Origin of the sequence: Bradyrhizobium valentinum, assembly GCF_001440405.1 — a bacterium.
GTDB lineage: Bacteria > Pseudomonadota > Alphaproteobacteria > Rhizobiales > Xanthobacteraceae > Bradyrhizobium > Bradyrhizobium valentinum.
Map to the genome: position 1 here is coordinate 23,099 of NZ_LLXX01000230.1, position 12,012 is coordinate 35,110.

Below are 12,012 nucleotides of genomic sequence, written 5' to 3' on the forward strand. Positions count from 1 at the left end.
CGATCTTCTTCGCCTCACGCAACAATGCAGCTTTCGAAACCTTCGCGGATGGTTTGCTCCGGCAGTTCGCGCCCGATAAAGACGACGCGGCTTTCGCGCCGCTCGCCTTCCTTCCACTTCCGCTGATGATCGCCTTCCAGCATCATGTGCACGCCCTGGAACACGTAGCGGTCATCATCGTCGGTGAAGGCGAGAATGCCTTTCGAGCGCAGGATCTTCTGCCCCTCGGTGGCGACGAGGTTCTGCAGCCACGGCATGAATATGGTCGGGTCGAGCGGTTTGTCCGATCGCAGCGACAGCGATTGCATTTCCTCGTCGTGGTAATGCTTCAGGCCGCCATGGCTGTGGCTGTGATCGTGGTGATGGTCATGGCCGTGATGGTCATGGCCGTGATGATCATGGTCGTGGTGATGATGATCGTCCCCCGCATCGAGGAATTCCGGCTCGATCTCCAGAATGCGATCGAGGTCGAACGCGCCGCGCTCCAGCACGTCAGACAGCGCCACCTTGCAGCGCTCGGTGCGATGCAGCTTTGCGTAAGGATTGATGCCGCGGATGCGGGCCTCGACTTCGGCCAGTTCCGGCTTGGAGACGAGGTCGGTCTTGTTCAGCACGATCACGTCGGCGAACGCGATCTGGTTCTTGGCCTCAGGCGCGTCCTTCAGGCGGTCGCTCAGCCACTTGGCGTCGGCGACGGTTACGACCGCGTCGAGCCGCGCATTCTTTTGCACGTCCTCGTCGACGAAGAAAGTCTGCGCCACCGGCGCCGGATCGGCGAGCCCCGTGGTCTCGACGATGATGGCGTCGAACTTGCCTTTGCGCTTCATCAGGCCGTCCAGGATGCGCACGAGGTCGCCGCGCACGGTGCAGCAGACGCAGCCATTGTTCATCTCGAACACTTCTTCGTCGGCGCCGATGATCAGGTCGTTGTCGATGCCGATCTCGCCGAATTCGTTGACGATGACGGCGTATTTCTTGCCGTGGTTTTCCGACAGGATGCGGTTGAGCAGCGTGGTCTTGCCGGCGCCGAGATAGCCCGTCAGCACGGTCACTGGAATTTTTTGGGACGAAAGTTCAGACATAATGGCTCCGGAACGGAATATGGCGCGCACCGGCAAGCAGGGAGGCCCCTGCCCTATGGGCTCAGCGCGCTGGTCAGGGCCTTTATATTGTGCCTGACCATATCAATGTAAGTGGGAGAATCGCCCTTTTCGCCGGTCAGACTGTCCGAATAGAGCGTTCCGCCGACCTTGGCACCGGTCTCGGCCGATATCCGGCCCATCAGGCGGGGGTCGGAGATATTTTCGAGAAACACGGCGGGTATTTTGGCAGCCCTGATCTGGGTGATGATCTTTGCGATATCGCGGGCGCTGGCCTCGGATTCGGTCGAGACGCCGAGCGGCGCGATGAATTCGACGCCATAGGCGGCGGCGAAATAGCCGAAGGCATTGTGGGTCGAAATCACCTTGCGGCGGCTTTCCGGAATTTTTGCGATCGCCTCGCGCACCTCGCGGTCGAGCTCGTCCAGTTTTGCCAGATAGGCGCTCGCATTGGACTTGTAGGTTTCGGCGTGGGCCGAATCGGCAGCCGCCAGCGCATCGCGGATATTGGCCACATAGACCTTCGCGTTAGCTACCGATTGCCAGGCGTGTGGATCGGCTGCCGAGCCGAGCTTGAGCGGCGCGATGCCGGATGTCGTGGTCACGACAGAAGCCTTGCCGCCGGCGGACTTCACCAGCCGCGCCAACCAGCCCTCGAACCCGAGACCGTTGACGAATACGAGCTTCGCATCCGCCATCCTTTTGGCGTCCGAAGGCGTCGGCACATAGACATGTGCATCGCTATCGGGGCCGACCAATGCGGCGACGTCGACGCGATCGCCGCCGACATTGCGGACGAAGTCGCCGAGGATCGAGAAGCTGGCGACGACATTGAGGCGATCCGCGGCGCGAGCCGGGCCAGCGGCCGCGAACATGGCGAGAGCGATAAGCCAGAACCGAACCATGACTACGCCTCGAGGTGACGGCCGGGAAACATCTGCCGGACCAGGCCGCTGACACTGCCGAATAGTAGCGACACGACATAGAGCACCGCCGCGATCAGAATGACCGCAGGACCGGAGGGGACGCGAGTCTGGAACGACAGCACCAGCCCGGCATAGCCCGACAGGATGGCGCTCGCGACCGCGATGCAGATCATGCCGGTGATGTCGCGCGACCAGAACCGTGCGATGCCGGCCGGCAGAATCATCAGGCCGACCCCGAGCAGCGTGCCGAGCGCGTGAAAGCCGTTGACGAGGTTGATCACGACGAGCGCCAGGAAGGCGAGATGCGCGGGCGCGCCGGCGCGAGAGACGGTGCTCAGGAACACCGGATCGACGCATTCGATCACCAGAGGACGGAAGATCACGGCCATGACCAGCAGCGTGATCGTGGCGTTGAAGGCGATCACCAGCAGCGTCTGGTCGTCCATCGCCAGGATGTTGCCGAACAGCACGTGCAGCAGGTCGATATTGGTGCCCCTGATGGAAACGATGGTGACGCCGAGCGCCAGCGACACCAAATAGAAGGTCGCAAGTGACGCGTCCTCCTTCATCTCCGTATTGCGCGCGACCAGACCTGCAAGCAGCGCAACCGTAAAGCCCGCGATCAATCCGCCGGTTGTCATGGCAAACAGGTTGATGCCGGAGACCAGGAAGCCGATCGCGGCTCCGGGCAGGATCGCATGCGCCATCGCATCGCCGACGAGGCTCATCCGCCGCAGCATCAGGAAGACGCCAATCGGCGCCGCCCCGAGCGCAAGCGCGATCACGGCGGCGAGCGCGCGGCGCATGAACTCGAATTCGATGAAGGGCGCGATCAGCGCGTCGTAGAGCATCAGGCGGCCTGTGACGGCATATCGTCCGCGCAGGCGGCGGCGCTGTCGTCGAACGCCTCGCACATCCGCAGCGCGACCATCAGGTTTTCCGCAGTCAGCACTTCCGCAGTCGCGCCCCAGGCCACCGGCCCGCGCGCGAGCAGCAGCGTTTCGGGGAATTGGTCGCGCACCAGCTCCATGTCATGCAGCGCCGCCAGTACGGTGCGGCCCTCACCATGCCAGCGCTTCACCAGCGCCAGCAGATCGGCCGAGGTCTTGGTGTCAATGGCATTGAACGGCTCGTCGAGTACGATCAGGCGCGCGTCCTGCAGCAGCACACGCGCAAACAGCATGCGCTGCATTTGGCCGCCGGACAGCGTGCCGATTGAACGGTTCTCAAATCCGTTGAGGCCGACGGCGGCGAGCGCCTGCGTGATCTTGTCCCGCTCCGCCTTGCCCATGCCGCCGAAAAATCCGGTGGAGCGCCACAGGCCGGTGCCGACCAGATCGAACACCGAAATCGGAAAGCTGCGGTCGATGTCGACGCTCTGCGGCAGATAGGCGATGTCGCGGATATCAAGGCCGCCGAGATCGATCGATCCCGACAGCGGCTTGAGAATGCCGGCGAGCCCGCGAAACAGGGTCGACTTGCCGGCGCCGTTCGGCCCGATCACGGCCACGAGCGCGCCAGCGGCGACCTCGCCATTAAGATGATGCACCGCCGGATGCCGGTCATAGCCGAGCGTGACGTTTTTGAATTTGAGCTGCGCCGGCATGCTCACCTCATCGCCACCAGCACGACCGCCCACAGGCCAGCGCTGACCGCGAGCGCCGCCGCGAGCCGGGCGACAACCGTCATGCGCAGGATCGACCAGGGAGCCGCCTGCGCCGGATGCGGCGTTGCCGGGCCGTGGCTGTGGGCTTGGCCGTGGTGATGATGCGCGTGGTCGTGGGAACCGGCGTGAGACATGGATAGACGTTATAATATAACATTGCGGGAGTCCACGCACGTGGGGGACGGCCGCAGCAGTGGCCCACAAAAGGGTGCGTTCCCTCTCCCCTTGCGGGAGAGGGTTAGGGAGAGGGGTAAGCCACGCACACCACCGTTGGCCGCCACCCCTCTCCCCCACCCTCCCCCGCAAGAGGGGAGGGAGCGCAGCGTGGCTGGGGTATGGTCTGCCTCAGTATGCAACGGCTCTCTCTCCATCATTGCGAGCGAAGCGAAGCAATCCATCGCGCGGCAGTGGAGGCATGGATTGCTTCGCTTCGCTCGCAATGACGTAGACCGCGTCGCTTGAGCGCGGCGCCGACTGGGGCGGCCCTACCTGTCCGTCAGCAACAGCAGGCCCCAAGCCATCGTCGCCAAGACCGGTATGGCCATGAGAGATGGCTGGCGGCAAAGGCTCTCAGCCATCGAGCAGGCCGAGCCACCCGACCATCCATCGCCGTGAGCCATTTGGATGAAAATGATCGACAGTGCGGCCAGGCCAACAGCTATGACGATCGCGGAAATACCGAGGGTACGCATTTCGATACTCGAAAAATTATTTACAAAAAATAGTGAAATGGAACCAAAGCTGAATTCTGATGGGAACAGGGCGGTTCCATGACCACTCGCGGCCAGCATCGCGGCAAACATCGCTCCCATGATTCACGTTAATTTTCAACATGTTAACTCCACACCGGCGGCCCAGACATGGATCGAGCGGTCGAGAAACTGGGTACGAAGGCACCACGGCCAACCCACCCACAGGCCAGCACTTAGATTTGGGTGCTGTCCCGATTAGGACACGTTGTTTTTCTGGCGCGCGCCCGGCCATCCGACAACGGCGGAGAATTTCCGCAAGCTGCCGGAGGACCTCCGACGTGAGACGGCAGCCTAAGCTGTCGCTGCAGCAGGCTGCTTCAACTCGGCCAGAGCGTGCCGCACGACGGTCGCTGAGCCTTGCAGCGCAAGCACAGCCATAATCGCAGCGACGATTGTGTCAGGCCAACCGGTGCCAGTGCCGAACACGCCAAGTGCCGCCAGCAACACAGCCAGATTGCCCAGCACATCGTTACGCGTGCAAATCCAGGCCGACCGCATGTTGGCATCGCCCGTGCGGTGGCGCCACAACAGGTAAAAGGATAGCGCGTTGGCGGCCAGCGCGGCAAAGCCGACACTGCCCATGGTGATGGCCTGCGGCAGCGTCCCGTGCAGGACATGCCAGGTGGTGACGCCGATAACCCACAGCCCGAAAACGCCCATCGTGACGCCCTTGGCAAGCGCGGCGCTGGCCCGATAGTGCAAGGCCATGCCGACCACGAACAAGCTAATCGCGTAGTTTGCCGCATCGCCAAGAAAATCGAGCGCGTCGGCTTGGAGCGAGGCGGAGCCGGCAGCCAAGCCCGCGCCGATCTCAACCATGAACATCGCAGCGTTGATGCCGAGCACGGCCCACAACACGCGACGAAAGACGCTCACGTCTTGGCGCGGGCCGAGGTTCAGGGGTGGTGGTGCGCAGCAGTGGTCCGCCATGAAGGGAAGATTAGCTGCGCGAAGCGGGGTTACACAATAACGCTGCAACACGTTCCCTTGCCGTCGATCTGGACCGGCGGGCACGGCATGGTTCCGTAAGAGCAGTAAACGCAGCAATCGCCCGGCTTGGGCTTAAGCCGGGTGCCGCAATGCTGACAGTCGTAGAAGAACTGGCAGGCGTCTGTCGGCATTGTCTCGATGGCTTGGTGCTCACACGAGGGACAGGTCAGTGTCGATTCAAGCTGCATGGCCCTAAACTCCCGGCGCACGCTCATGTTGGCCTCGTAAGGCCACCTCAGTTGGCGGCCTGTTTCAATATACCTCTCCAATCCTTCACGGCCTGATGGAATTAATTGCAGGCGCCTGCAGAAGAGGCCGCCAACCGAGGCGGCCTCTGTCATAAGGATTTTAAATTGGTTTGCTTGTCTTTCGTTGGCTGGCTACAGCCGCTGCCTATGGGGCAGGACAATTGATGTGGCTGGCAGGGACCGTCTGAATTTCAGAGCAAGGCAGGCGGTCCCGCTAAGCCCTCAAGGTCCGAGTGGAAGGCTGGATCGTGAGGCGATAGGCAACGAGCTTGCTACCGTCCATGACCTCCAGCGCCATATCGCAGGCTGGGCAGTGATATTCGCCCTTGGCCCCAACCTGTGACGAAAGCTCAAGCCGTCTGAATCCGGCCCCGCAGTTTGGGCAGGTTACGTCGCCCTTCTTCATGTACACCCCTACATTGGCTGGTCCCGCCCCAACGGGGCGAGTCTTAGCCGATATTCACGAACGCAACCAGCTCTTCATCCGGTGATTTACGGGATTTCTGCCCATCTCTGATTTATGCTTATGTCCATGACATCTTTAGCGTGTACCATCACGGTTTCCCGATCACCATCGCGATCGCTGCCGCCAGGAACGGAAACGGCACCGAGACCGCGGCGCGAAACCAGACGAACCGGGCCGGCATGAACGGGATTTCCCAGAGGATCATGCGCTGGAAGGCGAACAGCGCCCAGGCGACGACATAGGCGATCACCTGCGGCGAGCCGCCGCCGACCTTCAATGCCACCGCGCCGATCGAGAAGCCGACCACCGGGCCGCCCGGGGTCGCCGCGCCGGCGATGACGGCGGTCAAGACGCCGAACCAGCCGCTGTCCGGGCCGAGCCAGCCGGTGATGACTTCCGGCGGAATGACGGCTGCGATGTAGCCGGAGCCGATCACGCCGAGCGCAATGCGCGGCACGATGTTGATGAAGTCCATGCTGCCTTCGCGCACCGACGACACCAGCACGACGCGGCCGCGCTGCCAGGCCATGAAGCCGAGGATAGCGACCGAGCCCCACAAGGTGATGTCGATGATCAGTGCGGAGACGGTCACGAAGGCTCGCCCTTCGGGTACATCCGCACGAAGATGAAGCGGCCGAGCCAGCCAGCCAGCACCGGGATCGGCAGCGAGATCACGATGCGCCACAGCGTGAAATCGGTGCCGAGGATCGGCAATTCCCAGGCGACCGCGCGGCCGTAGCCGATCAGCGTCCAGCTCACCACCATCGCGATGGTGGCGCCGAAATCGGCGCCGACCGTCAAGAGCGCCGCTGCCACCGGATAGGCGGTGAAGGGACCGCCCGGCAGGATCGCGCCGAACGCCGTTCCGATCAGCAATCCCTTCAGCCCGGAAGACGGCCCGAGCGATCGCGAGACTTTTTCGTGCGGCAGGATTTCCGCGATGAATCCGCCGAGGAGGCAGCCGGCCAGCACGCGCGGCATGATTTCGGCGAACAGCCAGAGATCGTGGGTGAGGATCTTGAGCACGCCATCGATGCCGTCGCGCCGCCAGACCAGCGTGGCGCTGACCGCAACGAGCGCGCCGATAAAGATCATCGACCAGCCGACGGGCTTGCGGGCGGGCCGCGGGCGCTGTTCGGCGTCGTCGGCAGGCGCCGGATCTTTTATCGGAGGTTCTGACAAGGCGATCGTGTCGGCGGGTGAAGCTAGTCCATCCTGCTTAGTCCCGCCCTTGTGGCGAAGCAAACGGAAGCTGGACCATACCCATGCGCAACAGAGACATGCCCATGCGAGGACGTCACGCGGGCAGCGTTCGGCGGGCTGTTGGTTCAGGTGAACTGGCGGACCAGCGCAAGGCCGGCAAACAGCCCGGCAATCGAGAGCACGACAGAGCCGACCACATAAAGCGCCGCCAGGGCGAGCTCGCCGCGCTCGTAGAGCAGCGCCGCATCGAGCGAGTAGGCCGAAAACGTGGTGTAGCCGCCGAGGACGCCGGTCATCAAAAACAGCCGCCAGGGCTGCGACGCCTCGCCCTTGAAGGCGAGATAGCCCGCGATCAGCCCCATCACGGTCGAGCCCGTGATGTTGATGATGAAGGTGCCCCAGGGAAATCCGGTGCCGAGACAGCGGGCGCAGGTGAGGTTGATGAGATGGCGCAGACTTGCGCCAAGGCCGCCGCCGAAAAAGACCAGTAAATAGCTCATCGCAGCATTTTTCCACGTCAGCAAAGGCACTCGGCATGCCGCTTGTGCCGCAAGGGAGCGATGACCGCAAGGATCGGTACCAACACGCCAACAAAAAGGGGCGGTAGCCACAGCTACCGCCCTTCGAATTTCACTCCGCTGTCATTCCGGGGCAGCCCGCAGGGCTGAACCCGGAATCCATTTCACGGCAGAGCATGCGGCCCGATGGATTCTCCGATGTGCAATTGCACATCGGAGTTCGCATCGTCCCGGAATGACCGTGTTTACGCTCCGGCCTTGCCGAACAGCTCGTCGACATAGTCCCAGTTGATCAGATTCTCGCAAAACGCCTTCAGATAGTCGGGACGGCGGTTGCGATAGTCGATGTAGTAGGAGTGCTCCCAGACGTCGCAGCCGAGAATCGGCGTTGCGCCGTAGACCAGCGGGCTTTCGCCGTTCGCGGTCTTGGAGATTTCGAGCTTGCCGTTCTTGACCGACAGCCAGCACCAGCCGGAGCCGAACTGGCCGACGCCGGCCGCGGCGAAATCGGCCTTGAACTTGTCGAGACCGCCGAGGTCCTCGGTGATCTTCTTTTCCAGACGGCTGGGCAGCTTGCTGCCGCCGCCGTTCGGCTTCATCCAGTTCCAGAAATGCAGGTGGTTGTAGTGCTGGCCGGCATTGTTGAACACGGCCGGATTCTTGCCGAACGAACCCTTGACGATCTCCTCCAGGGACTTGCCTTCGAATTCGGTCCCCTTGATCGCGTTGTTTCCGTTGGTCACGTAAGCCTGGTGATGCTTGTCGTGGTGATATTCCAGCGTTTCCTTGGACATGTGGGGCGCAAGGGCGTCGTGGGAATAGGGGAGATTGGGCAGCGTGAAGGTCATGGGTGATGTCCGAACTGATGGGAGACGACGAAGTCTAACGGGAACCCTTATAGAAGGTTCCATCGGTCTTAAACACCGCATTTTGGCAAAACGGCAGGGGTCTTGCGTAACGCCCCTCCGCGTCCAGCGTATGACGGGCAAGGGCGACGCGACGAGGGAATGAGACAAGGGAATGACATGAGTATCGAGATCGATGTCCTGAACGGCGACGCATCATGGCCGAGGGCCGAACCGCTGATGAACGCGGTATGGCCGCGCCATGTCGTGGAAAAATTGCCCTGGGGTCACGTCAAATGGGCCCATGCCGATCTGCGCGTGCTGATTGACGCGCCGGAGGATTCGCCCAGCCCGGGCCTTGCCTGCCATGTCGGCATCTACTTCCGTGACGCCATCTGGGACGGGCGCAAGGTTCATGTCGGTGGCATCGGCGGCGTCTCGACCCGAGAGGATTGCCGGGGGCGCGGCTACGCTACGCTGGCGCTGAACGCCGCCGTCAGGACCCTGCGCGACCACGAGGCTGTCAGGTTTGCGATCCTGTTCTGCGAGCCGCACAACGAAGCATTCTACCAGGCGCGCGGCTGGCATCCGTTCGCGGGCGAGATCTATGCCGAACAGCCGGAGGGACGGGTTCGTTTCGAGGCTATGGCGCCGTTCGTGTTCGATTTTACCCGCAAACCGCGCGACGGCGTCATCGACCTATGCGGCCTGCCGTGGTGACCCCTGCGGCGGCGCGGGGTGACTTGCGCCGGCCCGGCCGGATAATATGTCATCCATAATCTATTTCATTTGGGTGACGTGACGCATGACCATTGACGCCCCGCTCGACATGCGCCCCGCCGCGGTCCCGTCAGCTCCGACCAACGCCCTGCTCGCCTCGCCGATCCTGCCGACGCTGTTGAAGCTCGCGCTGCCCAATGCGATCGCCATGGTCGGCACGACGCTGGTTGCGGTCGCCGAGACCTTGTATATCGGCCGGCTCGGCACCGAGCCGCTCGCCGGCATCGCGCTGGTGTTTCCCTTCGTCATGCTGACGCAGATGATGTCGGCGGGCGCGATGGGCGGCGGCGTTTCCTCCGCCATCAGCCGGGCGATCGGCGCAGGCGATCGCGACCGCGCAGCGACGCTGGCGCTGCATGCGGCAATGATCGGCGCCTGCGCCGGGCTGTTCTTCACGGTGACGATGCTGGCCTTCGGCCGCGCATTTTACGCGCTGCTCGGCGGGCGCGGCGGCGTGCTCGAGCAGGCCATGCAATATTCGCACGTGCTGTTCTCCGGCGCGATTGCGATCTGGCTGGTCAATACGCTGGCCTCGGTGGTGCGCGGCACCGGCGACATGCGCATCCCACCGGTAACGCTGATCGGCACCGCGCTGGTGCAGATCGCCGTTGGCGGCGCGCTGGGCCTCGGGCTGTTCGGCCTGCCCCAGCTCGGCATGGCCGGCGTTGCCGCAGGCCAGCTCACCGCTTTCACGCTCGGGGCTATGTACCTCACCTGGCACCTCGTCAGCGGCCGCAGCCGGCTGGTGCTCGACTTCAAGGGCTTCAGATTCCAGCGCGACATGTTCTTCGACATTCTCAAGGTCGGCGCGGTGTCTTGCCTGTCACCGCTGCAGACCGTGCTGACGGTCCTGATCTTCACCAAAATCCTGGCCGGCTACGGCACCGAGACATTGGCCGGCTACGGCATGGGCTCGCGGCTGGAATTTCTGCTGACGCCGATCGCCTTCGCATTCGGCGTCGCCTCGGTGCCGATGGTCGGCATGGCTGTTGGCGCAGGGCTGGTGACGCGCGCGCGGCAGGTGGCGTGGATCGCGGGCGCGGTCGCCGGCATCACCGTGGGCGCCATCGGACTGATCGTCGCAGTAATGCCGTCGCTCTGGGTTTCAATGTTCACCGGCGATCCCGGCGTCACCGCCGCGGCTTCTTCCTATCTCGTCTGGGCCGGCCCGGCGTTCGCCTTTTTCGGGATGGGCGTCTGCCTCTATTTTTCCTCGCAAGGGGCTGCGAAGGTCGGCGGTCCCGTGATGGCCGGCACCGCAAGATTGCTGATGGTCGGTGGCGGCGGCTGGTGGCTGGCTTCGGCGGGAGCGCCGGCATGGGCACTGTTCGCACTGGTGGGCGCGGCGATGGTCGTTTACGGCCTCGGTACGGCGTTGTCGATCTGCCTCACCCGCTGGGGCAAATGACCGGCAGGCAACGAGAACACGCCATCTGACGTTGCGCAAATCTGATTTGTTGCTATGCAAGCCTGCTTTTTCGAAGGAATGATTCATGGCTTGCACAAAAACTCTCGTCATCGCGATCTCGGCGGCATTGCTGGCCGCCCCACCGGCCTTCGCGCAAGGCGCCGGCGAGCCGACCGGCGTCTGGCTGACGCAGTCCGGCGATGCGCGGGTCAAGGTCAGCAAATGTGGCGGCGGCATCTGCGGCGTGATCGTCGGGCTGAAAGAACCGATCGATCAAGCGACCGGCAAGCCTCAGGTCGATGACAAGAATCCCGATCCAGCGCTGAAGAAGCGGCCGATGATCGGCCTTCCGCTGTTCAGCGGCATGCAGCCCGCCTCGCCCAACAAATGGTCGGGCCAGATCTACAACGCCGACGACGGCTCAAGCTATGCAAGCACCGTCTCGCTGGCGGGCCCGGACACGCTGAGGGTCGAAGGCTGCGTCGGCGCGCTCTGCGGCGGCGAAAACTGGACGCGGGTGGGAAGGTGAAGTATCGCCTCGATGTCAGACCTCATCCTGAGGAGCGCGAAGCGCGTCTCGAAGGATGAATGGCACCGGCGGGGCCTCTTGGTTCGAGACGGCGCTATGCGCCTCCTCACCATGAGGGTGTAATAGCAATCGTTACCGCCCTACGCCGCCATCGCCTTCAGCGCGGTCGCCGCCGAGGCGTAACCGCCGCGCGCGCCGTCGATGAAGTGGACGTGATCGCTGCGCATCACCGACGGCGTGAAGCAGGTCATCATCGCTGCGTCCTGCCGGTGCAGGCCGTAGCGAACGATCTTCTCCGAAGCCGCCTTGGCCAGAAGCTCTGCCAGCGCGCGCTCCAGCTCCGCGGTACAATCGAGGATCATCCGCAGGCCGTCGTCATATTTGCGGAAGTCGGAATTCTCCACCACCTGCTGCACGTAATTCTTCGGCACGAAATTGCCGACCTTGATGCCGAAGCGCATCACGACATAGGCCCACAGCGTCACCGCGAGCACGACGGTGCGCCGCTTCAATAGCGGGCCGCCGCGGGCGGCGCGCGCCTCATACTCCACGCCGGCCGGCGGCCAGCGCAGCGGCGGCCC

The 12,012-nt window shown here is 63.3% G+C and carries 16 protein-coding genes; 3 read left to right on the forward strand and 13 right to left on the reverse strand.

Annotated elements, in window-relative coordinates; translation table 11 throughout:
* Positions 1-14: 14 nt before the first annotated feature.
* The 12 genes from CP49_RS39835 to CP49_RS39895 form a co-directional block, all read right to left on the reverse strand.
* Positions 15-1,082, reverse strand: coding sequence for a CobW family GTP-binding protein (locus CP49_RS39835; protein ID WP_057855545.1), 1,068 nt, complete (start codon positions 1,080-1,082; stop codon positions 15-17).
* A gap of 53 nt (positions 1,083-1,135) precedes the next feature.
* The gene (locus CP49_RS39840; RefSeq protein ID WP_057855546.1) at positions 1,136-2,005 is read right to left on the reverse strand and encodes a metal ABC transporter substrate-binding protein; all 870 of its coding nucleotides are present in this window, start codon (positions 2,003-2,005) and stop codon (positions 1,136-1,138) included.
* A 2-nt stretch (positions 2,006-2,007) separates the two neighbouring features.
* Entirely contained in the window at positions 2,008-2,877 is an 870-nt protein-coding gene (locus CP49_RS39845) for a metal ABC transporter permease (RefSeq protein ID WP_057855547.1), read from the reverse strand.
* Positions 2,877-3,632: a metal ABC transporter ATP-binding protein gene (locus CP49_RS39850; protein WP_057855548.1), complete on the reverse strand. Its 756-nt coding sequence runs from the start codon at positions 3,630-3,632 to the stop codon at positions 2,877-2,879. The genes CP49_RS39845 and CP49_RS39850 overlap by 1 nt, the downstream gene beginning before the upstream one ends.
* Positions 3,633-3,634: 2 nt before the next feature.
* Positions 3,635-3,826: a hypothetical protein gene (locus CP49_RS39855; protein WP_057855549.1), complete on the reverse strand. Its 192-nt coding sequence runs from the start codon at positions 3,824-3,826 to the stop codon at positions 3,635-3,637.
* A gap of 351 nt (positions 3,827-4,177) precedes the next feature.
* Entirely contained in the window at positions 4,178-4,495 is a 318-nt protein-coding gene (locus CP49_RS39860; RefSeq protein ID WP_057901844.1) for a hypothetical protein, read from the reverse strand.
* 240 nt (positions 4,496-4,735) lie between these two features.
* On the reverse strand, positions 4,736-5,374 hold the full coding sequence (locus CP49_RS39865) for a cation efflux transmembrane domain-containing protein (protein ID WP_057855551.1): 639 nt from the start codon (positions 5,372-5,374) through the stop codon (positions 4,736-4,738).
* 29 nt (positions 5,375-5,403) lie between these two features.
* Positions 5,404-5,622, reverse strand: a complete 219-nt coding sequence (locus CP49_RS48440; protein ID WP_245311099.1) for a GDCCVxC domain-containing (seleno)protein — start codon at positions 5,620-5,622, stop codon at positions 5,404-5,406.
* 614 nt (positions 5,623-6,236) lie between these two features.
* On the reverse strand, positions 6,237-6,677 hold the full coding sequence (locus CP49_RS39880; protein WP_057855563.1) for a hypothetical protein: 441 nt from the start codon (positions 6,675-6,677) through the stop codon (positions 6,237-6,239).
* Positions 6,678-6,736: 59 nt separating this feature from the next.
* Positions 6,737-7,330: a permease gene (locus CP49_RS39885; RefSeq protein ID WP_057855553.1), complete on the reverse strand. Its 594-nt coding sequence runs from the start codon at positions 7,328-7,330 to the stop codon at positions 6,737-6,739.
* 146 nt (positions 7,331-7,476) lie between these two features.
* Positions 7,477-7,851 (reverse strand): fluoride efflux transporter CrcB, encoded by a 375-nt coding sequence (gene crcB / locus CP49_RS39890; protein WP_057855554.1) that lies wholly within the window; start codon positions 7,849-7,851, stop codon positions 7,477-7,479.
* Positions 7,852-8,114: 263 nt separating this feature from the next.
* Positions 8,115-8,717, reverse strand: a complete 603-nt coding sequence (locus tag CP49_RS39895) for a superoxide dismutase (RefSeq protein WP_057855555.1) — start codon at positions 8,715-8,717, stop codon at positions 8,115-8,117.
* A gap of 177 nt (positions 8,718-8,894) precedes the next feature.
* On the opposite strand from CP49_RS39895, the gene CP49_RS39900 reads away from it, so the two are divergent.
* From CP49_RS39900 to CP49_RS39910, 3 genes are all read left to right on the forward strand, one after another.
* Entirely contained in the window at positions 8,895-9,434 is a 540-nt protein-coding gene (locus tag CP49_RS39900) for a GNAT family N-acetyltransferase (protein WP_057855556.1), read from the forward strand.
* A gap of 85 nt (positions 9,435-9,519) precedes the next feature.
* Positions 9,520-10,902 (forward strand): MATE family efflux transporter, encoded by a 1,383-nt coding sequence (locus tag CP49_RS39905; RefSeq protein WP_057855557.1) that lies wholly within the window; start codon positions 9,520-9,522, stop codon positions 10,900-10,902.
* A gap of 85 nt (positions 10,903-10,987) precedes the next feature.
* Positions 10,988-11,431 (forward strand): DUF2147 domain-containing protein, encoded by a 444-nt coding sequence (locus CP49_RS39910; protein ID WP_057855558.1) that lies wholly within the window; start codon positions 10,988-10,990, stop codon positions 11,429-11,431.
* Positions 11,432-11,571: 140 nt separating this feature from the next.
* On the opposite strand, the gene CP49_RS39915 is transcribed toward CP49_RS39910, so the two are convergent.
* A partial coding sequence (locus tag CP49_RS39915) for a DUF3095 family protein (protein WP_156438906.1) occupies positions 11,572-12,012 on the reverse strand: 441 nt, incomplete at its 5' end.

Bases quoted from the DNA above. Each gene is read 5' to 3' on its own strand.
- CP49_RS39850 (WP_057855548.1), bottom strand. From the start codon at position 3,632: ATGCCGGCGCAGCTCAAATTCAAAAACGTCACGCTCGGCTATGACCGG.
- CP49_RS39905 (WP_057855557.1), top strand. From the start codon at position 9,520: ATGACCATTGACGCCCCGCTCGACATGCGCCCCGCCGCGGTCCCGTCA.
- CP49_RS39855 (WP_057855549.1), bottom strand. From the start codon at position 3,826: ATGTCTCACGCCGGTTCCCACGACCACGCGCATCATCACCACGGCCAA.
- CP49_RS39865 (WP_057855551.1), bottom strand. From the start codon at position 5,374: ATGGCGGACCACTGCTGCGCACCACCACCCCTGAACCTCGGCCCGCGC.
- CP49_RS39840 (WP_057855546.1), bottom strand. From the start codon at position 2,005: ATGGTTCGGTTCTGGCTTATCGCTCTCGCCATGTTCGCGGCCGCTGGC.
- CP49_RS39835 (WP_057855545.1), bottom strand. From the start codon at position 1,082: ATGTCTGAACTTTCGTCCCAAAAAATTCCAGTGACCGTGCTGACGGGC.
- CP49_RS39910 (WP_057855558.1), top strand. From the start codon at position 10,988: ATGGCTTGCACAAAAACTCTCGTCATCGCGATCTCGGCGGCATTGCTG.
- CP49_RS39880 (WP_057855563.1), bottom strand. From the start codon at position 6,677: ATGGCCTGGCAGCGCGGCCGCGTCGTGCTGGTGTCGTCGGTGCGCGAA.
- crcB (WP_057855554.1), bottom strand. From the start codon at position 7,851: ATGAGCTATTTACTGGTCTTTTTCGGCGGCGGCCTTGGCGCAAGTCTG.
- CP49_RS39860 (WP_057901844.1), bottom strand. From the start codon at position 4,495: ATGTTTGCCGCGATGCTGGCCGCGAGTGGTCATGGAACCGCCCTGTTC.
- CP49_RS39845 (WP_057855547.1), bottom strand. From the start codon at position 2,877: ATGCTCTACGACGCGCTGATCGCGCCCTTCATCGAATTCGAGTTCATG.
- CP49_RS48440 (WP_245311099.1), bottom strand. From the start codon at position 5,622: ATGCAGCTTGAATCGACACTGACCTGTCCCTCGTGTGAGCACCAAGCC.
- CP49_RS39895 (WP_057855555.1), bottom strand. From the start codon at position 8,717: ATGACCTTCACGCTGCCCAATCTCCCCTATTCCCACGACGCCCTTGCG.
- CP49_RS39900 (WP_057855556.1), top strand. From the start codon at position 8,895: ATGAGTATCGAGATCGATGTCCTGAACGGCGACGCATCATGGCCGAGG.